Here is a 22,853-nt window from a genome sequence, read left to right on the forward strand (position 1 = left end):
CATATTTTCTTACTAATTATATTCTTTATATACTTACCTTCGCTTCTCTAGCATCTTGTTTCTTAATTAAGTCTAAGTAAAAATGCGAGACAGTTGTGTTGTAATAAGGGGAAATGAATATGAATGACAGATTAAATGTAAACATGCCTATAAATGCAGTTAATAAAAACCAACCAATAAAAGATAACCAAAGAACAAATAACTTGAACTTATGTCCTTTCATTATTCTTTTACTCTCCCTTAATGCTTCACTTGCTGTATAATCCGGATTCTCTATTAAAATATAATATGCCATTGAATAAGAAAAATATTTAATAATACCTGGAACAATTAATAACAGACTCCATAAAAATAGAAAAACAGCCTGCAACACTCCTAATTTCATTGATTTACACAAATTATTTTTCCTAAACCCCACAAATACATCGTCCACCTTAGCATCTTCATTTTTACCTAAGCGTAAGGTGAAAACAGAATACCCATAATTAAAGATACCTTGTATGACACTGTAAATTAAGAAACAAATCAGTCCTATAAAAAAATAACTTAGAATAAGTAAAACTAGTGCTGTTAGATCTACTTGTAGTTGCCCACCCATTGAATAAATAAAGAAAACATCCAAACCAATTATCCCAATAAACAAGCCAAATATTAAATATATAAAACTAGCGATTGCTGATGCACTTAAAGTTGGTACAAAATAGTATAACGCCGATATCCCTATACTTACTCCCCATTTCCCATCTAACGAATTAAGTGCTGCTTTCTTTAAATTTCTTATCAAACTTGCATCCTCCTTTTTTCCATATTTTAGCCAATAAAAATTTTACAAATAAAAAACTTGTAGCAAGCCCCACTACAAGTTCTTTTAGCTAAACATTTTAGCTTATCAAAACAAAATATACCTTCTACACAATCGGGGGTAATTTCTAAAATATGGTTTATTAAAATCATTATATAATATAATCATGGATTTTTGTTGAATATTCTATGTTTTCCGACAAATATACCCGAAACTCTTCCTGATGTTCATTTAGATATAATAACTTATATAGCAATATATTTATCATTATCTTTCCCAATAAACCCTATCCTCTTGTTTTCCACAAAAAAGCACAGAGATTCCTCCCCATGCCTACTAATTTCCTACCTTTTTACCGCATGTACATAATGTACTGTCTCAAAAGCTTCTAAATAATCGTTTCGTCCTTCAAAATATAATACATCAATATCCTCTGGTGATAAATGCTCATAAATGAGTAAGCCCGCCTTCTCTAACAGTTCTTCCATTTCAGCATAAGAATAACATGATTTCATCGGTTCTCCGCCTACCGCAGCCATTTTCACCATATTTTCAACTCGATTGGACAGTCCTTTTTTCTTAAATAAGTTTTCATCGGGATAATCGAAAACGATAGAACTCCCTACTGGAACTATCTCAAACAAGCACTCTATTAAACTAGCAAGTTCCTCTTTCGTTAAATAGTATGTTACACCTAATAGACTAAAGAACGTCTTTTTATTTTCAAATCCTTCATTGCGTAACTGTTCATAGGAAAATCCTTTCGTGAAATCCATCGAAACAAAATGAAGGTTATTTGGAACTTCAAGTTCTACTTCTTTTATTCTTTCCTTCTTAAACGCCTGCGTAGAAGGATGATCCACTTCAAATATTTCTATTTTATTTTCTAATTCTCGGTGTCTAAAACTGAACGTATCTAAGCCTGCACCGAGTATGACGTATTGTTTCGCTCCTAATGTAATTTCATGTAGTAATACTCTTTCACAATATGCGGCACGTGCTAAAGGTGTTGGTGATAACTGAACTTGCGTAATCCATTTTAATATTTCTTTTGGATTGTCTTGAAACTGCTCTGCAATTTCTTTATTGAAAAAGTGAATCCCTTGAACCATGTTCGTTTCAATATTGTTACGTTCTTTTTGTGAAATGAAATCTTTAGCTACATAATCATCAAAGATTTTAGGATTATCAAATTCACTATGATACGCCCTTCCGAAAGCTGATACTAACGACGTTACACTTGCTTCACCTTGTTTCACACACATACACTCTCCTTCATTTTCACAACAAAAATAGGGTTCCCCTGGCCAGGAGAACCCTATTATACACCTTATTTTTATATTGGTAAATTATAGAATAAATAAGTTTTTTTGTCAAGTTTTCAGCCTACTAACGCTCCAATAATTTGTGTAATCTCTAGCAGGAAGATTTCGATCTACACCGAATATTCCAGTTCATAACAATACAAATGGAGGGCGTCATGAAAAGATTAGTCATCATTACAGTTGGAAAAACACACAGTGGAAAAACTACATTTGCAAAAGAGCTAGAAAAAGAGTTACCTAATTCTTTTATTATGGACCAGGACAACCAAGCTGAATTTATTAACACACATTATGAAAAATTACAGCCGACAGAAGGTTCAAATATACTAAAGCACGGTCTTTCAAAATTCATTGTTGATTATGCGAAAGAACATACAAATTTACACCTTATTATTTGTAATTCCAATCGCAGTAAAAGCGGAAGATTCTATTTACTAAACGAATTATTTCCACAGAATGAATATGTACGCATATTAGTTCATTTTGACATTCCAGATGATGTACTTTACGAAAGAGTGGCTCGAAGCACGCGAAGTTCGAATATTTTTAGAGGTGGATATTCTAGTTTCAAAGAAGTACTTGATCGACAACAAACTGAATCACTTCACGATGATGTGGTAGATCCTGTAGAAAACGAGGCTGATTATTTGTTTGTTATTCGCAATAATAAAGATGTAAGCTTTACTATAGAAGAAATTGTTCATCTAGCTAAAGGTTTATCCCCTACCCCCAAATAAGAGATTATAAAAATTACATAATCATAGATTATTATGCAAATCCTTCCTCTAAGCGCCTAACATAGTATATAATAATAAGATAATCTACTTCTATATGCTCATTTTTACACAAAACAGTTCATGCATATGAAAGAAAAGAGGTACAAAAATATGAAAACAAAACAAACAATCGCTGCGTCTACACTAGCTTTAGCAATGATTGCTGGCGCGAACCCTGCTCATGCGGAAGTAAATGATGCTACTCCTCAGCAAAGTACGGGAGATCGATTAGCTGAAATTAAGCAACATAAACAAGAGTTAGATGCGAAATTGCAGCAACACAAAGAAAACGTGGATCAAACATTGAATGAACTTAACAAGGTTAAGGAAAATGTTGATACGAAGGTGAATGAACTACATGAACGTAAACAAGTTGCTGATGAAAAAATTAACGAGATTAAACAACATAAACAAGAGTTAGATGCAAAACTTCAGCAAGACAAACAAATCGCCGAAGATAAAATCGCTGAAATTAAAGAGCATAAAAAACAAGTAGAAGATAAAGTTGCTGAAGTAAAAGAGCATAAGCAAAATATCGATAACAAAGTGAATGAGATTAAAGAACATAAACAAACTGTCGATGAAAAAGTGAATGAAATGAAGCAACATAAAGAGAACATCGATCAAAAGGTTAATGAACTTAAGGAAGTAAAAAAACAAGTAGATGAAAAATTAGCTGAGTTAAAGAAAGCGAAACAAACTGCTGAGGACAAACTTGCTGAGTTAAAAGAAAACAAGCCGAATACTGGTAACACGTTAGAGGAACTTAAGAAAATTAAAGGCAATTTAGACAGTCTTTCCGCTAACTTAGAACTAGCTAAACAAGATGTGAAAAACAAACTAGCTGCATTACAAGAAGCTAGACAAGATTTAATCAATAAAATTAACGAAATTAAACAATCAAAACAAACTGTTTCAGACGATTTATCAAAGAAAAAACAAGACTTAGATATTAAAATCAACGACTTTAAACACACTGAGAAAAAAATTGATGACAAATTAGCTGAGATACATACAACGAAGCAAAATGTTGATAATAAGATTAATGAAGTATCACAGGCTAAACAAACTAATGGTACTAAAAACAATAACGCTAAAGAACTTCCTAACGCTGGTAGCGAGCAATCAAACAATATGGCTCTAGGAATGCTATCTGTATTAGGCGGTGTTTTATTACTTACTCGTAATAAAATTAAAACGTTATTCTCTAAATAAATCCATTAAAAAAAAGGAAACCCGCACATACATGTACGGGTTTCCTTTTTTTATATTAACTGTCCATCTCGAAGCATCAATATACGATCACATACATCAAGCATTCTTTCATCATGTGTAATCATAATTGCTGCTTTTTGGCTCTCTTTCACTTCACGTTTCATCATTTCTACAACTTCACGTGCACGTTTTGAGTCTAAGCTTGCCGTTGGCTCATCCGCTAATATTAAATCTGGGTTGTTCATGAACGCACGAGCGATTGCTACCCTTTGTTTTTCCCCGCCAGATAGTTGATTTGGATAATGATTCTTTCTTTCTCCTAATCCAAATGCCGCTAATAAATGATCTGCACGCTTTTCCGATTCTTGTTTACTTTCTTTTTTCAGCTTTGCAATGTAAAGCAATTGTTCTTTCACATTTAAATATGGAACAAGATTTGCAAACTGGAAAATGAAGCCGATTTTTTTCAAACGAATGTCTGTCATTTCCTTTTCTGATAACTGTGTAATATTTTGCTCACGAATGTAAATATCCCCTTTTGATGGTGATAATAATGCACCCGCGATTGATAATAACGTACTTTTCCCTGATCCAGAAGGACCGACGATTCCGATAAATTCTCCGGCTTTCACATCAAGCGATATCGGATGAAGGGCTGTTACTTCCGTATTCCCTTCTCCGTACACTTTACTTACTTTGTCTAATTTTAATAATGAAGTCATTACATCCCGCCTCCAATTGCCTCTAGCGCATCAACTTTTAATACTTGGTATAACGAAATAAGTGTTCCTAAAATACTAATTACGATAAAGATTGCTGCATATTGTGCAATCATCGGTGTTGTTAATAAGAACGGCATACCTGCTGGTAAAATTTGTTCTAACCCTTGTACAAGAACGATACTGATTACCATCGCAACGACTGATAAGAATAACGCCTGCACGACTAAGCTATTTGCTAAATACGAGTTCTTTGTACCGATTGCTTTTAATACACCTAATTGCTGTGTTTTTTGCAGTGTAATGACGTAGAAGAATACACCAATTAGTAATGCAGCGATAACAAGTAAGAATGCAATGATCATTGTTAATGTTCCTTGCTCTTCTTTAAACCCTGGAATACTTTGCAGCACTTCTTTTTTGTCAATTACGTGTGCATTTTTTACTTCTTTATCTGTATTAAGTGCGATTGCACTATAATCTTTTTGGTTTGGTTGTGAAATAGCGCCCCATACGTCTTCATTTACATAAACGACTGGTGTATGGCTAAACATTTGATCTTTCGTAAATCCGACGATTGTAAATTCTTTCTTTGAAACAGGATCGATAATTGTATCCCCAATATCGATTCCTTTTTCTTTAATTGATTCATCAGCAACCATTTCATTATTTGCTGTACCTAATTTCTCACCTTTTACAATGTTCGGTTCTAAAAATGAATCACGTTCACTTGAAAAAATAGCGATATCAACCTTTTTCGAACTATCTTTCTTTTCATACGTTGAAACTTTCACCCGAAATGGAACTGCCTCTTTCTCGTCCACTTGATTTACTACGTTATCTACATCGTCTTTCTTAATTTGTGAACGAAGTAATTTATTTTCCGCATCATCTGCTAAAACGAACTTATTCGCCTCCATATTTTGAATCGATGAAGCATTATCATATGATAATCCATTTGCTAATCCTGAAATAACAAGAACTAAAAATGATAATAAAACCATGATAAGTCCGATTAATCCGTATCTTAATTTTGATTGTTTCAATTCACGCAGAGCTAAAAACATTATGCTCGCTCCTTCCTCTTTCTTTCTATGCACTTATCATAAAAAAGAAATATGAACGGAATATGAACAGAAGATTACAGAGTAAAAAATAAATTTTCTGAAAGTATTGAAAATAAATAGAATCCTTGATACAATTCAGTCAAATAATATTGACCGAGTAATTTTATTAAAGGAGTTGATCATGTTGAAGCCCGTATTAACACTAACCACTTATAGCCAACTAAAAGCATTAAGCGATCCACTACGTGCCGAAATGATGATACGTCTATGCGAACGTCCTTATACTGGACAATTACTATCTGAGAAATTCGGCATTTCAAGGGCGAAAATTCATTATCATTTAAAAGAATTAGAAAAGAATGGTCTTATAGAGATTGTTTATACAGAAGAAAAGAATGGCATTGTTCAAAAGTTTTATCAATCTGTCGCTAAAGGCTTCACCCCTGCCGCAGATCTATTACCTCATTTAGAAATATTAAGCGAATCAGGTCGCCAAATCTTTTTACAAATGATAGAAAGAACGAAAAGCCAAATTCTTGCTGCACCAGAAGAAGCTTTTACATTACAAAATGCAAGTGAAGATCCAGCTAAGTGGAATTACGTTTCATCCTGCTGGGAATTTGATGCTACGCCAGAACAATTTCAAGTGTGGGTGAAAAAGTTTTATGAATTAATGGCTGAATTAAACGAAATCACAAAAGGTGCAGATAAAAATCCGAATAGCAAACCTTATTATATTTCTACTACTGCACTTCAAATCGCCGAGAGAACAATGCAGCAATTTATTAAAAAAGAAGAAAAATCGTAATACGATTTTTTTTACCGAGACGGTCAATTTTATTTTACCGAATAAAATTATTATAAAGGAGTAGATAAAGTGGACATATTAAAAAACCGGAATTTCCTCTTATTATTTTTAGGGAGAATTTTTACAAACATAGGAGATAGCTTGTATTATGTAGCGGCGATGTGGCTCGTATATAAACTGAGTGGTAATCCTTTTTATTCTGGATTGGCTGGTTTCCTTACACTATTACCTTCTGCACTTCAATTTTTTACCGGTCCATTCGTTGATAGATGGTCAATAAAAAACACCCTCGTCATCACACAAGTTTTGCAATGCATTCTTATTTTAATCATTCCAATTACACACTACTTCGACCTACTAACAGTCCACCTACTACTCATCATCATGCCCATCGTAGCTTTTATCGAACAATTCGCCTATCCCGCACAATCGAAAGCTTTACCACTTCTACTGCATAAAACACAATTATTAAAAGGAAACTCACTCTTTTCATTTGCATATCAAGGCATTGATTTAATTTGTACGACTCTTTCTGGAATATTAGTAGCACTATTTGGCGCAATTACTTTATATGTGATCGACTCCTTTACATTCGCGATTACTGCCCTTTTGTTCTTTTCATTAAAAATGCCAAAACAAACTGAAGCAGACACAACACTTTCAACAAAGCAATATTTCTCTGATTTAAAAGAAGGCTTTTCAATCGTCTTTCGTTCATTGATGGGCGTCTTCTTAATCGGTTCCGTTGTCGCTAATTTTTCAATCGGTATGACGATGGCAATACTCCCTTCTTTCGCTGATTCTTTAGGCGGTGTGAAATTATATGGTTTCTTTTTAGCCGCTATATCCGCCGGTTGTTTAATTGGAGCACTATTCAGTTCATCGGTTGGTAAATATAATGTTGGCCGTGTCTCCATTATTAGCTTTGCCACTGGTGCTTTCTTTTGGTTTCTCTCTACGGTTGTACCGTTTCAATGGTTATCTATTTTTTTATTCGGCTTAGCTTGGATACCAATTGGTGCGACCAACATATTATTTGCGACTATTGGTCAAATTGTAATTCCAAACCAATATCTTGGGCGTATCAATTCAGTCACACGGAGTATGGGCACAATTGCTATGCCGTTCGGTTCTTTAATTGGCGGATACACTGCGAATGTATATAGTAGCCAAATCATTTTTGCGCTCGCTAGCATCGGGATTTTATTCATCTCCCTCGTATGGCTGCTTCATCCAAAATTACGGGCTTTGCCGAAAGCTGATGAAATTACGGCGGATACTTTTGAGCTTCGGTTTAAGGAAGAACAGGTGAAAGGTACTGCTTTGTAACAGAAAGAAAATATTTTCTTTCTGTTACAAAGCTCAAACAAGCATAACCCTATTCGAAATTTCGAACGAAGTTATGCTTGTTTACTTTTTGATGCAAAATAGCACCCTTTAATGGAATAACTAATACGTTCCGTTAACGCTTTGCTGGCCATGCCCCCTGCATTTTCCTTAATTGAATAATTTGGCCTGTATGATAAGCATCATGAAGCATGATGTCCAGTAATTTCTCTTCAAGTGAATTTTGTTCAAGCTCTTTTTCAGAAATCACGCTCAATACCTGTCTTAAATTACGCTGAGCATTTTCAGAACGTTCAACGACTTCCTTCCATTCCGTGTCATCATTAGATTGCTTAGTAAGATAAAAAGTGTCATTACCGTCAAGGTTATGTGCCCATCCATGACCTTCCAAGTTTGCAGCAAGCCTCTCTTTGTAATAAATGAGATGATTAACGTTCTCCCAAATGGTATTCGTTTCCTCACCAGATGGTTTCCACATAGCCTGTTCGGCTGTAAGTCCTTCTATAGCATGTTTAAACGGTGCATACCAACTCTCTTTATCGAATGTTGAATCTAGTGCGTTTAATAACAAGTCAGTTCGTTTCAAATTAATTTCCTCCCTACACGGTTCAAGTTTTAATACAATCCTTATAACTCTGTAGAGATTCTACATTTTTAAATAAACTTCCTGCTAATCTTATGCCACAAATCGGTCCAATTATGTAATTAAAATGACTCCCATTCTTTCACTTTACACGTATACTAGCGCCCCAAAAAAGAAGAGGCCGTTTCCAAACAGCCTCTTCCATCTATTTCGGAAGCTCCACCCGAACAGTAGTCCCTTCCCCTTTCGTGCTATACACTGAAACGTCTCCGTTATGCAGTTCCACAATCTTCTGCACAATCGATAATCCTAAACCACTACCTTCTACGTTTCTCGCTCTTGCCGTATCTACTTTGTAAAAACGATCAAATATACGGTCCATCTCTTCTTTTTCCATACCAATTCCGTTATCAGATATAGAGATAATGACACTAGACTCTAACTCTTCGACGAAAAACTCAATCGTCCCACCATCGTTTGAAAACTTAATGCTATTCGTGAAAATGTTACTCCATACTTGATGAAGTAAGTTTTCATCACCTTTTATAGTGATATCTGGCACATCAAATTCAACGGCGATATCTTTTTCCCGCCATTTCCACTCAAGCATAAAAATGACGTCTTTAATTTGCTTCTGTAGATTGAATTCTCTTATTTGTAGAACCTTTTCCTCTTTATCTAATGAAGCGAGCGTAAGTAACTGTTTACATAAACTAGACATTCGCTTACTTTCACCCTCAATAATTTGTAAGTAATGATTTCTTTCTTCCTCACTCATCTTTTCTGTTTGCAACGTCTTTGAAAAACCTTGTATGGAAGAAAGTGGCGACTGAAATTCATGTGAAACGTTCGAAACGAATTCTTGTCTCATTTCATCTAGTTCTTTAATACTCTTCGTCATCTTTTGGAAGCTTGTAGATAACGTTCCTATTTCATCTTTTCGTTTTACGTCTAATTCAATTTCATATTCCCCACTCGCAATTTTTTGCGTAGCCTTCGTAAATTTACGAATGGGACGAACGATGTAACCTGCTGCAATCGCTATAAAAATAATACTTAGTAAAACGATAAACCCAAGTAATACCGCTAAGAAAATTCGCATCTCGCCAAATTGTTGCTGAATGTCAGGGCGAATGAATAAAGCGTACTGTTTATCACCGTGTTTTACCGGGACACCGACGCTATTAATTAATTCATTATCGAAAAATCCTGTAATGAAAAGGCGCGTTGGATAAGTAGAAACACCATTAAATGTCTCCCCCTGCAATACTTTATGAACGGTATCATCACTTATTGTCGTCTTACGAAATGCATTTCCGATACGCTTTCCATTCTTTTGATCATCGACAATATAAATTTCATATCCTAGCTTCGCAATAGACCGTAAGTATGCCTCTTGATTTTCTTCACTTTGCTTTTCATATAACGATTTTACTTCTTCAGCATACTTTAAAATCTTTTCACTATTATACGGTTTTAACTTCACTTGATAATATACGTTCGTTAATAAAAAGCCTATAATACTACTAAGTAGCATAATGCCGACCGTCATAAATACAAATCTAGAATATAGTGATTTCATCTTATTTCAGCTCCAACTTATACCCGAGGCCGCGCACCGTTGTAATTTGAAAATCATCCGTTCGTTTTGAAAAACGATCTCTTAATCGCTTTACATGAACGTCAACCGTTCGTTCATCCCCTTCAAAATCCATTCCCCATACTAATTCAATTAATTCTTCCCTTGAAAATGTTCTTCCAGGATAACTAGCCAGTTGCGATAACAATTCAAATTCCTTCAGTGGAAGCAAAATCGTTTGTCCGTTACACTTCACTTCAAAGCCTTTTCGGTCAATTGTTGTACCGTGCAACGTAATAATATCAGCACTCAGCATTTGATAACGACGAAGTAATGCTTTCATACGGAAAATGACTTCAGCTGGCTCAAATGGTTTTACGATATAATCGTCTGTACCAGAAATGAATCCTTTTTCTTTATCCACTAACTGGTCTTTCGCAGTTAATAAAATAACAGGAATATCATGATACTTACGAATTTCTTCACATAACGTATAACCATCAACAAACGGCATCATAATGTCTACAATCGCAAGATGAATATTTTCCTTCTCTAATACTTCTTGCGCTATCTTTCCATCTTCAGCCTCAAAAACTTTAAACCCCTCTTTTTGTAAATGATAATGCAATAACTCTCTAATATGTTTATCATCATCAGCTAATAAAATATGTATCATCTTCATTAAACCCTCTCTCGTTCATCCTTCTACATCACTACATTAAGAAACAATTGGATTTTTTGCAAGAAAAAGAAAAACAGAATTTATAAGTTCTTGGTGGATTGAAGAAGGTTTCAAAAACAGTCAGTCTTCAAATGTATAAGTAATTTAAAGAAAAGGATTCCTTAGAAGATACTTTTGTTATCATTATGGTCAGCTGCTTTATTTTTCTTATAACTTGATGACGTACTCTGGTGTACGAATAAGTGATCTATTACTTTTTTAGTAAGTGGTATAAAGAAATTCAGCAATAACCCACCTAAACAAACAGTTAATATAGTTCCAACACCTATTGGTCCATGTAAAATCGTTGCCATTATTAAGAATATAAGGTAAATAAATGTTCGTGCTATAAAAATATTCGTTCTAGTTAATTTTTGTATGATTAAAGTTAATCGGTCAATTGGAATGGGAGCAAAATTTGTTTGTAAATATATTGCAGTTCCTAATCCTGTAATAACTAATCCGATTCCAAAATAAATCATTTTACTGTACCATATTTCAGGTGTAATTAAATCGCGTAATAAAAATAGCCACACATCAATACCAATACCCGTTATGAATGCTGTTAACAACCCTAGTACCTCTGGTCTTTGTCTTTTTAATTTCGAATTACAACATATTAATAATAAAGCTATTATTATTTCCCAGCTTCCCACAGTAAGCCCCACATTTAAAGAAAGTCCTACTAAAAGTGCATCAAAAGGTGAAGTGCCAAAATCTGATTGTATTGTGACAGAAATACCAAGGGTTAATATTAAAATTCCTAATACATAAAAAACATACTTCATTTTAATCAACCTCTTCATCGTCATTTTTGTTGCATTTACAATAAAAATATTTTATATTAAATGTAACTTCAAATTGTTGCATTTGCAATAAAAACAAAAGATAAGGAGTTCATTATGAAAGAAATTCTTCGTGAAATTGGCATGATTGCAAGAGCATTAGATTCTATTAGTAATATAGAATTTAAAGAATATGAGCTTACAAAAGGTCAGTATTTGTACCTTGTGCGAATATGTGAAAACCCAGGAATCATTCAAGAAAAGCTATCTGAGATGATAAAAGTAGATCGTACAACCGCAGCCCGTGCTATCAAAAAGCTTGAAATCAATGGATTTATCGAAAAGAAAGAAGATGAATCTAACAAGAAAATCAAAAAACTTTTCCCAACAGAAAAAGGGAAAAATGTCTATCCTTTTATTAAAAGAGAAAACGATTATTCAAATACTGTTGCATTAGAGGGATTTTCGGAAACAGAAGCGGAAACTATTTCTAATCTTCTTCAAAGAGTAAGAAAAAATATAGAAAAAGATTGGGAATTTGTAAAAAAGGGAAATAAGAGAAATTATTGATTATATAAAGGAGCGAACTATTCAAATGACTACACATATAGAAAAGTGCACCCTTGAAGATATACACAGACTTCAAGATATTAGTTATGAAACATTTAATGAGACTTTTAAACATCAGAATTCACCCGAAAGTATGAATCACTATTTGGAAAAGGCATTTAACTTAAAACAATTAGAAAAAGAATTATCCAATATCTCTTCTCAATTCTTTTTTGTCTACTTTAACGATGAAATTGCTGGATATTTAAAGGTCAATATTGATGATGCTCAGTCTGAAGAAATGGGAAATGAATCACTTGAAGTAGAGAGAATTTATATAAAGAGCTCCTTTCAAAAACATGGTCTTGGTAAATATCTACTAAATAATGCTATTGAAATTGCAATAGAACATAATAAAAAGAATATTTGGCTAGGCGTATGGGAGAAAAATGAAAATGCTATTGCTTTTTATAAGAAATTAGGTTTTGTACAAGCTGGCTCTCATTCCTTTTATATGGGCGATGACGAACAAGTTGACCTTATAATGATCAAAACACTCATATAACTTTTTTTGAAAGGTGGGCTATTATGTATATTCCAAAGTATTTTAAAGTCACAAATGTTGATGAAATTTGGGATTTTGTTCAAAAAAACTCTTTTGGAACAATCGTCACAACTAAAAAAGAGAAACCAATCGCAACTCATTTGCCCTTTGGATTAACTAAACAAGGTGATGACTATTTTATTACTGGACATATGGCTTATGGGAACCCCCAGTGGAGAACATTTGAAACCTGCGAAGATGTTCTTGTAATGTTTCAGGGACCGCACTCTTACATCTCTTCTTCTTGGTATGAAAATGAAGAAGTTCCAACATGGAATTATCAAGCCGTTCATATATATGGTAAAGCAAGTATTTTAGATAAACAGGAATTAATAGATGAATTAACAACAATGTTGAAAAAATATGAAGAACATCGTGAAAATCCAATATTATGGGATAAACTTTCCCCCACTCTCTTAGAAAATGAACTGAAAGGGATAGTTGGGTTTAAAATTAAAGTAGGAGACATCCAGGCTGCATATAAATTAAGTCAAAATCGGAATGAGAGGGATTATAGTAATATTATTGATAAATTGTACGATGAAGGAAATCCAGATGCGAAACAAATGGCAAAACTCATGGGGAATAGATTAAACAATCACATATAATTCATTGTAATTCAACTCTCACATTTCAAAATTAAAGAAAAGACTGGAGGGCTTTATCGGCAGTTTTCTTTAGAACGTAAAAGATTGAGCTTAAAGTGCATGGGGGTTAATTATAAATATAGATCCATTAGAAAAGAATCTATTTTGAAAAAAGATTATTCAAAATAGATTCTTACGTTTTAGTATTAAGATTATTTTAATCAAAAATAATTTCTAAGCCTTCGAAATATCAACAAATCCTTCTCCGAACACATCACGAACATCGTGTATAGCGATGAACGCCGCCGGATCCGTAGTTTGAACAATCCGCTTTAGCTTCACTACTTCTTGCTTATTAATAACAACATAAAGAATTTCCTTTGGAGTTTTCGTGTAATAGCCATGACCTGAGTACACAGTAACCCCTCTGCCCATTAAGGTAGTTACCTTCCCAGCTATTTCATTCGGGTTATCAGAAATAATCGTAATGGCTTTCTTCGGATTTAAACCTTCAATTACAAACTCCATCACTTTCGTTGCTACATATAGCATAATAATTGTTATCATCAGTTTTTCTGCACCAATGATGAAATAAGATGAAAACGCAACAATTAAATCGAAGAACAGTAGACCGTAGCTAATGCTCCAGCCTAAATATTTATGCGTCATCCTTGCTAAGATGGTAGTACCTGCAGTTGTTCCACCAACGCGAATAATAAGACCAATCCCGCACCCAATAAATATTCCTCCGAAAATGGCATTTACAAGCATTTCATCCGAAGCAATCGTCCAGCCTTCTGTCAAATGAAGAAATAGCGAGTTCGTAACTACAGCGATAATCGTATAAATTGTTGTAATCTTATTTAAAAACTTATAACCGGCTATTAACAAAATCGCATTTAAAATTAAGTTAACTAAGCCCGGTGACCATTCAAATAAATAGTACGTAATAATCGTGATACCTGTTACCCCACCCTCACCAAACTCGTTCGGGATAACAAACAAATTAACACCTAACGCAAAAAGAAATGCACCGATAATAATAAAAATAATGTCTGTCGTTCTTTTTTTCATACAGTACCTCACTTCTTATGTAAATATTTATTCTGCCATAAACTCTCACTATTATATCGTGGAATATTCAAATCGAACAGTGGTTTGTTTTTATTTTAATATAAGATAAAAAATCAACATTATTTATTATGTACTGCAAATAAAGTTTTGATTTCAACCGTAATTTACTCTTAAAAAGAAATGCTAAACATTGACTTGCACAAATTTCAAATAAAAAAGTACCCATCTAATTGTCATACGCAATGAGAATTAGATGGGTACTGCATGATACATTTAGTTTTTACATGTATTGTTTGGAGAAAATTGCAAATAACGACCTATACTCGCCTTATTAAGACCAAATCCATACATCATCATTATTTTCAGCGTTCGTCTTTGCTTCATGAACTTTTTCAATATGATCAACTGTGTTCCAGTTAATAGAAATACCACCCCAGCCCACATACTCCATATCAATTTTCACTTTCTCACCCACATTAAATACTTGTCCCTTTGTTAAGAAAACATCAATAATATCTTTCTTCCCATTTAGCGATGGATACTCAACTACAACATATTTAGTAGCACCGTCTCCCTCATCTTCCATCGTTCCTACTTTTGATACTTCTCCAATTACATAATTAGGTGAGCCATCTTCTTTCATGTGCATACCTAACTTGTTTGTTGTATTTTCAACTGCAGTTGCAACCATATATTCTGTAAAATTACGCATCATAGATCCAGTAGCTTTTACTTCATCTCCTACTTTCACATTTGAAAATGAATCAATATACACACTAACAGGTTCTTCGTATTGCTTAGATTTTACGACAATTACACCGTTATCTACTTCTACTACTCGTCCTTCTAACGTCGAGAAGTTCGATTCAATAGAAGCTGCACTCGCTTTTGTTACTTCTAGTCCTGGTAAATTTGTTCCTGATAATGCTGCGATCCCTAAAGCACCTGCTAAAATTATTTTTTTCATACCCATTATGAAACATCTCCATTCATGATGATTGTATTTGTTTGATTGGTATCGACCAACCTGTAATCATTATAGTTACAGGTCGTGAAAATAACAACCGTTTTCCTCATGCAATGTTGCATACTGTAATTTTTAAATATACAACAATGAGTCTAGATTCTCGAGTTACAGCAGGTGAAATTGTTGATGATGAAGAAGCTAATGTTATGCATCATATTTTTCAGCGCTACGATTTGTATAGCCGTAGTTCATTACATTATGTAGGAGCGGGATTCATATGTTAATAAAACCAAAGAGATTACAGCCAGGAGATATCGTGGCGACAGTAAGTCCTTCATGGGGAGGAGCAGGTGATTCTGAAATAAGATGGCGATATGAGCAAGGAGTAAAAAGATTAGAAGAGGTTTTTCGTCTTACCGTTATCCCAATGCCAAATAGTTTAAAAGGTAGCGAATACCTTTATAACAATCCAGAGGCTCGTGCGGAAGATATAATGACTGCATTTAAAGATACACGCGTGAAAGCAATTATCGCGAATATTGGCGGTGAAGATAGCATCCGGTTACTCCCCTATATAGATTTTAATGTGATACGCGAAAACCCGAAAATTTTTATGGGGTACTCTGACGTTACTATTTCACATTTATTTTGTCATAAAGCAGGCCTTTCCTCTTTATACGGTCCAGCAATTTTGACTGATTTTGCTGAAAATGTAGAGATGGATCCATATACAGTTGAAATGGTAAATCGAACTCTCTTTTCAAATGAAACGATTGACGAAATTCAACCAGCTCATGAATGGACGAGTGAGCGTTTAGAATGGATAGAGAGTAATAAGGATACAAGACGTACGATGCAGCAAAACAAAGGATATGGGCTACTTCAAGGCTCTACTACTGTACAAGGGCGTTTAATTGGTGGTTGTATAGAAGTACTGGAATTTGCAAAAGGAACGGAACTTTGGCCTGAGAAAAAACATTGGGAGAATAGTATTCTTTTCTTTGAAACCTCTGAAGATCATCCGGAACCAAGTTATATAAAATATTGGTTACGAAATTATGCAGCGCAAGGTATTCTGCAAAAAGCAAAAGGTATCATCTTCGGTAAACCGAAAGATGAACAATATTATGAAGAATATAAACATGAAATACTGCTGGTTATGAAGGAACATCATTTAGAAGATTTACCGATTCTTTATAATTTAAATTTTGGCCATACCGAGCCAAAGTTTATTTTACCTTACGGCGCGTTGGCAGAAATTGATTGTGAAAATGTATCTTTTTCTATTTTAGAGAGTGGCGTGGAATGAATAAAAACACTCCTATGAGATATGTCTGTGAATTGGTACTTTTTAAAAGTATATAATTGGAGGGAGATTACGTGTATGGAAGTAACATTTACAGTAAGTAAATGGGATGAAAAACCAATCGATGATACTAGAAAAGATTTCCCTATTAATATTGCACATGTCGAATATGATATTGATGGTGAATTAAAAGGAAAAGCTTTTGTTGAATACTTCTTATATTATTTAGACTCAAATATAAATGATGGTCACTTAGCTACTGCTAAAATTTCTGGATTTTTACACTTTGAAGGAATTTATAAGGGGCAACAAGGGACATTTACAGCTATAGAGCAAGGAATATTTGATAAAGGAAATTTAGATTCCCCAGGAACAATTATTAAAGCTACTGGTAACTTAGAAAATCTGAGAGGGTCCTATAATTATCAGTTTACAGGTCAAACCAGTAAACTAATTTTAGAGTTGGAATTTTAGCAAAATATCCTATAATTTAGTGGAAAAGACATTTCTTGTAATACTAGGAATGTCCTTTTTGTTGACGAGCTAGTACGTTATAGTCACCACCAATTTTTATAGGCAGCGTTGATGTTAATAGTCCTTGTACAACGAATCTCCCCTGCTCATCTGGTGTAACATGATGAACACCTTCATCTTTCGATACTTCCGTAAATAACGCAACATCTTCTTTTGTAAACGTTCGTTCAAAGGTGATTTTTTCGCCTACTTGTAATTTCATCCCATGCCCCTCCTCAAAAACTCTTTTAAAATAAGAAAAACCGAAACTATAATCATTTCGGTTTTTCAAAACTGTAGAAGTCTATATTTACTTTAAAGAATGTACAAACAACCCGCTGCGCAGTTTCGGTTCAAACCACGTTGATTTTGGCGGCATAACTTCTCCAGCGTCTGCGATTGCTAATAACGATTCCATTGATGTCGGATATAGTGAGAACGCTGCTTTATATTCACCGCTATTTACAAGGCGTTCTAGTTCTTCTAACCCGCGGATTCCTCCGACAAAATCAACGCGTGAATCAGATCGCGGATCGTGTATTTCAAGTACTTGGCTTAATAAATGATCTTGCAGAATAGATACATCCAAACCTTTCACGAGATCATTCGCATCAAACGTTTCCTCTTTCACTGTAAGCTTATACCACTTCTCATTTACATACATTCCAAATGTTTTTGGCTCATTTGGTTTATACGGAGAAACAGCCGCTTCTTCTACATAAAAGTATTGCGCTATTTGTTTTAAAAACTGTTCTTCTGATAAACCATTTAAATCTTTTACAACTCGGTTATAGTCCCAAATCGATAATTCATCCTGAGGGAATAAAACAGATAAGAAGAAATTAAACTCTTCTTCTCCTGTGTAATTCGGATATTGTTCTCTTCGCATGATCCCTACTTTTGCAGCTGATGCAGAGCGGTGATGTCCATCTGCAATGTACAGGTTAGGAATATCTTCAAATAAGTTTACTAAACTTGCAATTACTTCTTCATCAGCTATTTTCCAAGCAACGTGCCTAACGCCGTCTTCTGCTGTAAATGTATAGATTGGCGCATGTTCTTCTTTCCAGCTGGCAATGAAATGCTTTATCTCTTCTTTTGTACGATACGTTAAAAAGATAGGACCCGTATTTGCATCACACACATCTACGTGACGAATACGATCTAGCTCTTTTTCATGACGCGTTCTCTCATGTTTTTTAATTGTATCATCTTCATACTCATCAATAGATGTACAAACGACAAGGCCTGACTGCGTTCTTCCCTGCATCGTCAGTTCATAAATGTATAACGCTGGCTCTTCGTCTTGAATGAACACTTCTTCTCGTATAAATCGATTTAAATTTTCACCCGCTTTTTCATATACACGATCATCGTACGGTGAAAGTGCCGGGTCTAAATCAATTTCTGCTTTATCAACATGCAAGAAAGAATATGGATTCCCTTTTACAACTTCCCTTGCCTCTTCACTATTTAATACGTCATACGGTAAAGCTGCCACTTGTGCCGCTTTTTCCTCTACTGGACGAATGGCCCGAAACGGTCGTATTTTTGCCACATTCCTCTCTCCTTTACACAATCATTCGAACGGCTACAACACCTGTAATTTTGCTTATATTTTCTACAATATTCTCTTTTATTATATCATCAATTCCGTTATCGATATCAATCATTGTGTATGCCCAAGAATGTTTACTACGATTAATCATATCGGCAATATTAATATGATGTTCCGCTAAGCATCCTGTAATTTGTCCTACCATATTCGGGACGTTTTGATGCATAATTGTAATTCGTTTCTTTCCGATATACGGCAATTCTACGTTTGGATAGTTTACTGAATTACGAATATTTCCTGTCTCTAAATATTCACGTAATTGGCGCGCTGCCATGAATGCACAGTTTTCTTCTGATTCGGACGTAGATGCACCAAGGTGAGGCGTCGCTGTTACATTTTTCATCTTTATCACATTTTCATTCGGGAAGTCTGTTACGTAATGCGTAATAACATCTTCTTCTAACGCTTTTTGAAGAACATTTTCATCTACAAGTTCTCCTCTTGAGAAATTGAATAAACGCATACCTTTTTTCATCTTCTCTATAGCGTGTTCCCCAATAATTCCCTTCGTTTGATTTGTAAGAGGAATATGCAGTGTAATATAATCACACGTTGCAAAAATTTCATCAAGGCTAAATGCTCTTTGCACATGTGTAGAAAGACGCCAAGCTGTTTCAACTGAAATATAAGGATCATATCCAATAACGTCCATCCCTAACGCTAACGCATCGTTCGCAACTAAAGCACCGATTGCGCCAAGGCCAATTACACCTAGACGTTTTCCTGCAATTTCTGATCCAACGAATTGTTTTTTTCCTGATTCAACAAGCTGCGGTACTTCTTCACCCTCTAAATTTTTCGTCCAGCTTACACCGTTAATAATGTTACGTGAAGACATAATAAGGCTGGCGATAATAAGTTCCTTTACTGCATTGGCATTCGCTCCTGGTGTATTAAATACTACAATCCCTTTTTCTGTACATCGCTCGACAGGAATATTATTTACACCAGCACCAGCTCTTGCAATCGCCTTTAAGTCTTTTGAAAACTCTTCTTGGTGTAAAGAATAGCTGCGAAGTAAAATACCATCTGGGTGGTCCATTCTATCCCCTACTTCATAACGCTCTCCGTCAAGAACTTGCAAACCCTTTTCTGCAATTTGATTTAACGTTTGAACACGAAACATATCCCCATCTCCCTATCTATTCTCAAGCTCAAATTCCTTCATATAATCTACTAATTGTTTTACACCTTCCACTGGCATCGCATTGTAAATACTTGCACGCATACCACCGACTGAGCGATGTCCTTTTAACGTAACAAGGCCGCGTTCTTTCGTTTTTTGTAAAAACTCATTGTTCAGCTCTTCTGACGGTGTTGTAAATGGAATATTCATAAGTGATCGATACGCAGGGTCAACTGGTGAAGTAAACAATTTAGATTCATCTAAAAAATGATAAATAAGTGAAGATTTCATTTTATTTTGTTCTTCAATCGCAGATACTCCGCCTTGCTCTTTCAACCACTCTAGTACAAGTTTTGTTACGTAAATACTAAAGGATGGCGGTGTATTATATAAGGAGTTATTTTTACTGTAAGTTTCATAATTTAACATTGTCGGACAAGAGCGATCTGCTCCCCCAATTAAATCTCTTTTTATAATAGCAATCGTTAAGCCCGCAGGTCCTAAATTCTTTTGCGCCCCCGCATATATAAGACCAAACTTCGAAACATCATATCGCTCTGATAAAATATTTGAGGACATATCCGCAACGAGCGGCACTCTTTCTACATGTGGAATGTCCACATATTTTGTCCCCTCAATTGTATTATTCGTTGTAATATGTACATAATCTAGTTTTTCATCACTTAATAAACCGTCCAGTTTAGGAATCGTAGTAAACTTCTCTTGCTCGGAAGAAGCAATCACTTGTACTTCCCCAACTTTTTCGGCTTCTTGTAGTGCCTTTTTAGACCATGAGCCAGTTAGTACGTATCCAGCTTTTTTATACGTATTCATTAAGTTGAACGGTATCATAGAGAATTGTAATGACGCACCGCCTTGTAAAAATAAAATATCATACTCATCAGGGATGCTCATTAATTCACGAAGTAAGTTACTCGCTTCCTCTATAATACTTTGAAAATAAGAAGATCGATGACTCATTTCTATAATAGACATGCCTGTCCCGTTATAATTTACAAGCTCCTTTTGCACTTTCTCTAAAACTGGCAAAGGGAGTATTGATGGTCCTGCTGAAAAATTATAGACTCTCTCCATTACCCTCATAACCTCCCTATTTCTCATTTGATTATTTTTTAAACTTTCTGAATTATAACCTAAAATATAATATGTGGTCAATTTGTTTTCTATTATTACGACGCAAGACGCGATGGAATCGCTTGCAAGTGCAGACTTTTTATATATACATAAAAAAGTGTTAAGTACATAATCGCACTTAACACTCTAATAATAGAATAATAATAGCTAGTCGTTCGTAAAGAACCGATCAAAAATTTGATAAATAGCAGAAAGACCAATGAGCCAATAAATAGTGTCCACAAGCGCCGGCATAGAACCAAACCATTTCTCAACTACATTGTAATCTAACGCTACAAATAACCAATTCAAACCGCCGAGAATCACCAAAATTACTGTAAGGTAAGACAAAAATTTCATTATGATTGCCCCCTAGGTGATAAGATGGTGAAAGGCCTTTCACTAGAAATATATGTAGTAAACTTTAAAACTTACCTATTTTATAAAATTTATTTTCGGTACCACCCGTTAATAACTGCCTCTGCTTCTTTACTATGTATTTGATACGCATGTGTACTATCATTAGAGCCAATAAACCAAATTGAAAAACCTTTAAAATATGGTTTCGGTTCTAATACATCGCGGTAAGCACGCCATCCATTTAATTGTACATCTTTCGAAAACACATTTGAAACATCTGGATTCCATGGATTTTGTAATCCAAGTTCACGCGCCGGAACGTTAAACCCACCGAAGTAAACTGGTTTTCCTGTTGCATTATGTAATTGTTCCAATTGCTGAACAACATTTTGCCCACGATTATACACTGTCGTCGCAAATAAACTTTTCTTTACTTCTTCATATGTTGGATTTCTTTTTCCTGAAACTTCAAACCAACTATCAATACTTACAATATCCACCTTTTTTAAATACGGACGATTGATTTTCTCTTTAAACTTCGCTTCATAAGAAGGGTCCCAGCTTGCTGTTAACCACCAGTTCATTTGATACAAAACATTTCCTTTATACTGATTACGAACAAAATCAATTGTATCGCTCCAGTATCCTTCTGCATACTCCATATTCACGAAATTAGAAGCAATCTTTAGTCCATACACATTGTATTTACTTGTAATGGAATTAAAAATATCTTGCAGAATAACCGTCTTCCAATTCCAGAAGAAATCATTAATGTTACTTGGGTTCCATTCTGTCTCTCCAACATTCCCCTGCTGAATATACGGGAACGGTTCCACTATAACTTGAATATTACGCTTTAATAATTCTTGAATTAAAATAATAGCTTGTTGCTTTTGCGCTTGATTAATTACCATGTTAGTAGAAGTCACATTTGGGATATCTACCTGAATCGGTACATTTACTGTATTTAAATTTAAGCGCTCCACATCCGCTAATACTTTCGCTACATTTCCAACTTCCCATACTGTTACGTTTCCTGATTTGATTTTTCCAGATTGAACAGTATTTACATCTGCCTGTACATTTCCTTGAAAACAAAAAGAAAACAACATAATAAACACTCCTAAAAAACTTATTAAACTCTTATTTTTCTTCACAACTTTCCCCCTATAATTTTTGGCTTTCTTGATTATTTTATACAACGTTTCATATATATTCCACAAAAAATCCAATAAATTTTTATTGATAAAAATGCTATTCATCCTTTATTCACATCTTACTCATACTA

The 22,853-nt window shown here is 34.6% G+C and carries 25 protein-coding genes and 1 pseudogene; 10 read left to right on the top strand and 16 right to left on the bottom strand.

Translation table 11 applies throughout. The annotated features are described in order from the left end of the window. Positions 1–25: 25 nt before the first annotated feature. Together AC0ONG_RS14585 and AC0ONG_RS14590 are read right to left on the bottom strand one after the other, a co-directional pair. Positions 26–784: a DUF975 family protein gene (locus AC0ONG_RS14585; RefSeq protein ID WP_000620770.1), complete on the bottom strand. Its 759-nt coding sequence runs from the start codon at positions 782–784 to the stop codon at positions 26–28. Between the two features lie 362 nt (positions 785–1,146). After that, the gene (locus AC0ONG_RS14590; protein WP_000337839.1) at positions 1,147–2,067 is read right to left on the bottom strand and encodes a class I SAM-dependent methyltransferase; all 921 of its coding nucleotides are present in this window, start codon (positions 2,065–2,067) and stop codon (positions 1,147–1,149) included. A gap of 215 nt (positions 2,068–2,282) precedes the next feature. On the opposite strand from AC0ONG_RS14590, the gene AC0ONG_RS14595 reads away from it, so the two are divergent. Together AC0ONG_RS14595 and AC0ONG_RS14600 are read left to right on the top strand one after the other, a co-directional pair. Next, complete coding sequence (locus tag AC0ONG_RS14595) at positions 2,283–2,864, top strand: ATP-binding protein (RefSeq protein WP_474203611.1); 582 nt, start codon at positions 2,283–2,285, stop codon at positions 2,862–2,864. Between the two features lie 150 nt (positions 2,865–3,014). Further along, complete coding sequence (locus tag AC0ONG_RS14600; protein WP_000850999.1) at positions 3,015–4,118, top strand: LPXTG cell wall anchor domain-containing protein; 1,104 nt, start codon at positions 3,015–3,017, stop codon at positions 4,116–4,118. A 50-nt stretch (positions 4,119–4,168) separates the two neighbouring features. On the opposite strand, the gene AC0ONG_RS14605 is transcribed toward AC0ONG_RS14600, so the two are convergent. Both AC0ONG_RS14605 and AC0ONG_RS14610 read right to left on the bottom strand, forming a co-directional pair. Further along, the gene (locus AC0ONG_RS14605) at positions 4,169–4,840 is read right to left on the bottom strand and encodes an ABC transporter ATP-binding protein (protein ID WP_000202594.1); all 672 of its coding nucleotides are present in this window, start codon (positions 4,838–4,840) and stop codon (positions 4,169–4,171) included. Next, complete coding sequence (locus tag AC0ONG_RS14610; RefSeq protein WP_000477741.1) at positions 4,840–5,904, bottom strand: ABC transporter permease; 1,065 nt, start codon at positions 5,902–5,904, stop codon at positions 4,840–4,842. Before AC0ONG_RS14610 ends, AC0ONG_RS14605 begins: the two co-directional genes overlap by 1 nt. A 184-nt stretch (positions 5,905–6,088) precedes the next feature. Here AC0ONG_RS14610 and AC0ONG_RS14615 point away from each other — a divergent pair, with 184 nt between their 5' ends. Next, positions 6,089–6,712: an ArsR/SmtB family transcription factor gene (locus tag AC0ONG_RS14615; RefSeq protein ID WP_127726078.1), complete on the top strand. Its 624-nt coding sequence runs from the start codon at positions 6,089–6,091 to the stop codon at positions 6,710–6,712. A gap of 69 nt (positions 6,713–6,781) precedes the next feature. Next, a complete protein-coding gene (locus tag AC0ONG_RS14620) occupies positions 6,782–8,041 on the top strand; it encodes an MFS transporter (RefSeq protein ID WP_127725874.1) in 1,260 nt (419 codons plus the stop codon). Positions 8,042–8,174: 133 nt separating this feature from the next. On the opposite strand, the gene AC0ONG_RS14625 is transcribed toward AC0ONG_RS14620, so the two are convergent. From AC0ONG_RS14625 to AC0ONG_RS14640, 4 genes are all read right to left on the bottom strand, one after another. Further along, on the bottom strand, positions 8,175–8,645 hold the full coding sequence (locus tag AC0ONG_RS14625) for a DinB family protein (RefSeq protein WP_000831311.1): 471 nt from the start codon (positions 8,643–8,645) through the stop codon (positions 8,175–8,177). Between the two features lie 202 nt (positions 8,646–8,847). Beyond that, positions 8,848–10,224, bottom strand: a complete 1,377-nt coding sequence (locus AC0ONG_RS14630) for a sensor histidine kinase (RefSeq protein ID WP_097825870.1) — start codon at positions 10,222–10,224, stop codon at positions 8,848–8,850. A gap of 1 nt (position 10,225) precedes the next feature. Next, positions 10,226–10,903: a response regulator transcription factor gene (locus AC0ONG_RS14635; RefSeq protein WP_000781960.1), complete on the bottom strand. Its 678-nt coding sequence runs from the start codon at positions 10,901–10,903 to the stop codon at positions 10,226–10,228. 161 nt (positions 10,904–11,064) lie between these two features. Then, complete coding sequence (locus tag AC0ONG_RS14640) at positions 11,065–11,730, bottom strand: YczE/YyaS/YitT family protein (RefSeq protein ID WP_000878286.1); 666 nt, start codon at positions 11,728–11,730, stop codon at positions 11,065–11,067. 114 nt (positions 11,731–11,844) lie between these two features. Here AC0ONG_RS14640 and AC0ONG_RS14645 point away from each other — a divergent pair, with 114 nt between their 5' ends. Genes AC0ONG_RS14645 through paiB form a run of 3 tightly spaced genes read left to right on the top strand, consistent with a single transcriptional unit; the run spans position 11,845 to position 13,488 of the window. Beyond that, the gene (locus AC0ONG_RS14645; RefSeq protein ID WP_000658986.1) at positions 11,845–12,297 is read left to right on the top strand and encodes a MarR family winged helix-turn-helix transcriptional regulator; all 453 of its coding nucleotides are present in this window, start codon (positions 11,845–11,847) and stop codon (positions 12,295–12,297) included. 25 nt (positions 12,298–12,322) lie between these two features. After that, positions 12,323–12,841 carry a spermidine/spermine N(1)-acetyltransferase gene (gene paiA, locus AC0ONG_RS14650; protein ID WP_000207056.1) on the top strand — a complete coding sequence of 173 codons (519 nt, stop codon included), beginning with the start codon at positions 12,323–12,325 and terminating at the stop codon, positions 12,839–12,841. A 23-nt stretch (positions 12,842–12,864) separates the two neighbouring features. Further along, positions 12,865–13,488, top strand: coding sequence for a protease synthase/sporulation negative transcriptional regulator PaiB (gene paiB, locus AC0ONG_RS14655; protein ID WP_000275827.1), 624 nt, complete (start codon positions 12,865–12,867; stop codon positions 13,486–13,488). A 213-nt stretch (positions 13,489–13,701) separates the two neighbouring features. Here paiB and AC0ONG_RS14660 read toward each other — a convergent pair whose 3' ends face one another. Together AC0ONG_RS14660 and AC0ONG_RS14665 are read right to left on the bottom strand one after the other, a co-directional pair. Continuing rightward, on the bottom strand, positions 13,702–14,541 hold the full coding sequence (locus AC0ONG_RS14660; protein ID WP_000747488.1) for a YitT family protein: 840 nt from the start codon (positions 14,539–14,541) through the stop codon (positions 13,702–13,704). A gap of 331 nt (positions 14,542–14,872) precedes the next feature. Then, on the bottom strand, positions 14,873–15,514 hold the full coding sequence (locus tag AC0ONG_RS14665) for a F0F1 ATP synthase subunit alpha (protein WP_016077469.1): 642 nt from the start codon (positions 15,512–15,514) through the stop codon (positions 14,873–14,875). Between the two features lie 35 nt (positions 15,515–15,549). On the opposite strand from AC0ONG_RS14665, the gene AC0ONG_RS14670 reads away from it, so the two are divergent. The 3 genes from AC0ONG_RS14670 (at position 15,550) to AC0ONG_RS14680 (ending at position 17,288) form a co-directional block, all read left to right on the top strand. Continuing rightward, positions 15,550–15,792: a hypothetical protein gene (locus AC0ONG_RS14670; protein WP_098829102.1), complete on the top strand. Its 243-nt coding sequence runs from the start codon at positions 15,550–15,552 to the stop codon at positions 15,790–15,792. Next, a complete protein-coding gene (locus tag AC0ONG_RS14675; RefSeq protein ID WP_127725875.1) occupies positions 15,786–16,817 on the top strand; it encodes a S66 family peptidase in 1,032 nt (343 codons plus the stop codon). Before AC0ONG_RS14670 ends, AC0ONG_RS14675 begins: the two co-directional genes overlap by 7 nt. Positions 16,818–16,892: 75 nt before the next feature. Beyond that, complete coding sequence (locus tag AC0ONG_RS14680; RefSeq protein WP_000454103.1) at positions 16,893–17,288, top strand: DUF3224 domain-containing protein; 396 nt, start codon at positions 16,893–16,895, stop codon at positions 17,286–17,288. 61 nt (positions 17,289–17,349) lie between these two features. On the opposite strand, the pseudogene AC0ONG_RS14685 reads toward AC0ONG_RS14680, so the two are convergent. From AC0ONG_RS14685 to AC0ONG_RS14710, 6 genes and pseudogenes are all read right to left on the bottom strand, one after another. After that, positions 17,350–17,550: pseudogene (locus AC0ONG_RS14685) on the bottom strand (hotdog family protein); the annotation flags it as partial. Positions 17,551–17,637: 87 nt separating this feature from the next. Then, the gene (locus AC0ONG_RS14690; protein ID WP_098437320.1) at positions 17,638–18,885 is read right to left on the bottom strand and encodes a DUF1015 domain-containing protein; all 1,248 of its coding nucleotides are present in this window, start codon (positions 18,883–18,885) and stop codon (positions 17,638–17,640) included. Positions 18,886–18,898: 13 nt separating this feature from the next. Next, on the bottom strand, positions 18,899–20,071 hold the full coding sequence (locus tag AC0ONG_RS14695) for a 3-phosphoglycerate dehydrogenase family protein (RefSeq protein ID WP_000490235.1): 1,173 nt from the start codon (positions 20,069–20,071) through the stop codon (positions 18,899–18,901). 12 nt (positions 20,072–20,083) lie between these two features. Further along, a complete protein-coding gene (gene serC, locus AC0ONG_RS14700; RefSeq protein WP_000442926.1) occupies positions 20,084–21,166 on the bottom strand; it encodes a 3-phosphoserine/phosphohydroxythreonine transaminase in 1,083 nt (360 codons plus the stop codon). Between the two features lie 207 nt (positions 21,167–21,373). Further along, the gene (locus AC0ONG_RS14705; RefSeq protein ID WP_000670804.1) at positions 21,374–21,565 is read right to left on the bottom strand and encodes a DUF378 domain-containing protein; all 192 of its coding nucleotides are present in this window, start codon (positions 21,563–21,565) and stop codon (positions 21,374–21,376) included. 89 nt (positions 21,566–21,654) lie between these two features. Continuing rightward, on the bottom strand, positions 21,655–22,722 hold the full coding sequence (locus AC0ONG_RS14710) for a glycoside hydrolase family 113 (protein ID WP_000739768.1): 1,068 nt from the start codon (positions 22,720–22,722) through the stop codon (positions 21,655–21,657). Positions 22,723–22,853: the final 131 nt, after the last annotated feature.

Source organism: Bacillus sp. TCT6 (assembly GCF_056033845.1).

Bases quoted from the DNA above. Each gene is read 5' to 3' on its own strand.
- AC0ONG_RS14705 (WP_000670804.1), bottom strand. From the start codon at position 21,565: ATGAAATTTTTGTCTTACCTTACAGTAATTTTGGTGATTCTCGGCGGT.
- AC0ONG_RS14640 (WP_000878286.1), bottom strand. From the start codon at position 11,730: ATGAAGTATGTTTTTTATGTATTAGGAATTTTAATATTAACCCTTGGT.
- AC0ONG_RS14600 (WP_000850999.1), top strand. From the start codon at position 3,015: ATGAAAACAAAACAAACAATCGCTGCGTCTACACTAGCTTTAGCAATG.
- paiB (WP_000275827.1), top strand. From the start codon at position 12,865: ATGTATATTCCAAAGTATTTTAAAGTCACAAATGTTGATGAAATTTGG.
- AC0ONG_RS14590 (WP_000337839.1), bottom strand. From the start codon at position 2,067: ATGTGTGTGAAACAAGGTGAAGCAAGTGTAACGTCGTTAGTATCAGCT.
- AC0ONG_RS14660 (WP_000747488.1), bottom strand. From the start codon at position 14,541: ATGAAAAAAAGAACGACAGACATTATTTTTATTATTATCGGTGCATTT.
- AC0ONG_RS14675 (WP_127725875.1), top strand. From the start codon at position 15,786: ATGTTAATAAAACCAAAGAGATTACAGCCAGGAGATATCGTGGCGACA.
- paiA (WP_000207056.1), top strand. From the start codon at position 12,323: ATGACTACACATATAGAAAAGTGCACCCTTGAAGATATACACAGACTT.
- AC0ONG_RS14645 (WP_000658986.1), top strand. From the start codon at position 11,845: ATGAAAGAAATTCTTCGTGAAATTGGCATGATTGCAAGAGCATTAGAT.
- AC0ONG_RS14635 (WP_000781960.1), bottom strand. From the start codon at position 10,903: ATGAAGATGATACATATTTTATTAGCTGATGATGATAAACATATTAGA.
- AC0ONG_RS14595 (WP_474203611.1), top strand. From the start codon at position 2,283: ATGAAAAGATTAGTCATCATTACAGTTGGAAAAACACACAGTGGAAAA.
- AC0ONG_RS14680 (WP_000454103.1), top strand. From the start codon at position 16,893: ATGGAAGTAACATTTACAGTAAGTAAATGGGATGAAAAACCAATCGAT.
- AC0ONG_RS14695 (WP_000490235.1), bottom strand. From the start codon at position 20,071: ATGTTTCGTGTTCAAACGTTAAATCAAATTGCAGAAAAGGGTTTGCAA.
- serC (WP_000442926.1), bottom strand. From the start codon at position 21,166: ATGGAGAGAGTCTATAATTTTTCAGCAGGACCATCAATACTCCCTTTG.
- AC0ONG_RS14630 (WP_097825870.1), bottom strand. From the start codon at position 10,224: ATGAAATCACTATATTCTAGATTTGTATTTATGACGGTCGGCATTATG.
- AC0ONG_RS14665 (WP_016077469.1), bottom strand. From the start codon at position 15,514: ATGGGTATGAAAAAAATAATTTTAGCAGGTGCTTTAGGGATCGCAGCA.
- AC0ONG_RS14605 (WP_000202594.1), bottom strand. From the start codon at position 4,840: ATGACTTCATTATTAAAATTAGACAAAGTAAGTAAAGTGTACGGAGAA.
- AC0ONG_RS14610 (WP_000477741.1), bottom strand. From the start codon at position 5,904: ATGTTTTTAGCTCTGCGTGAATTGAAACAATCAAAATTAAGATACGGA.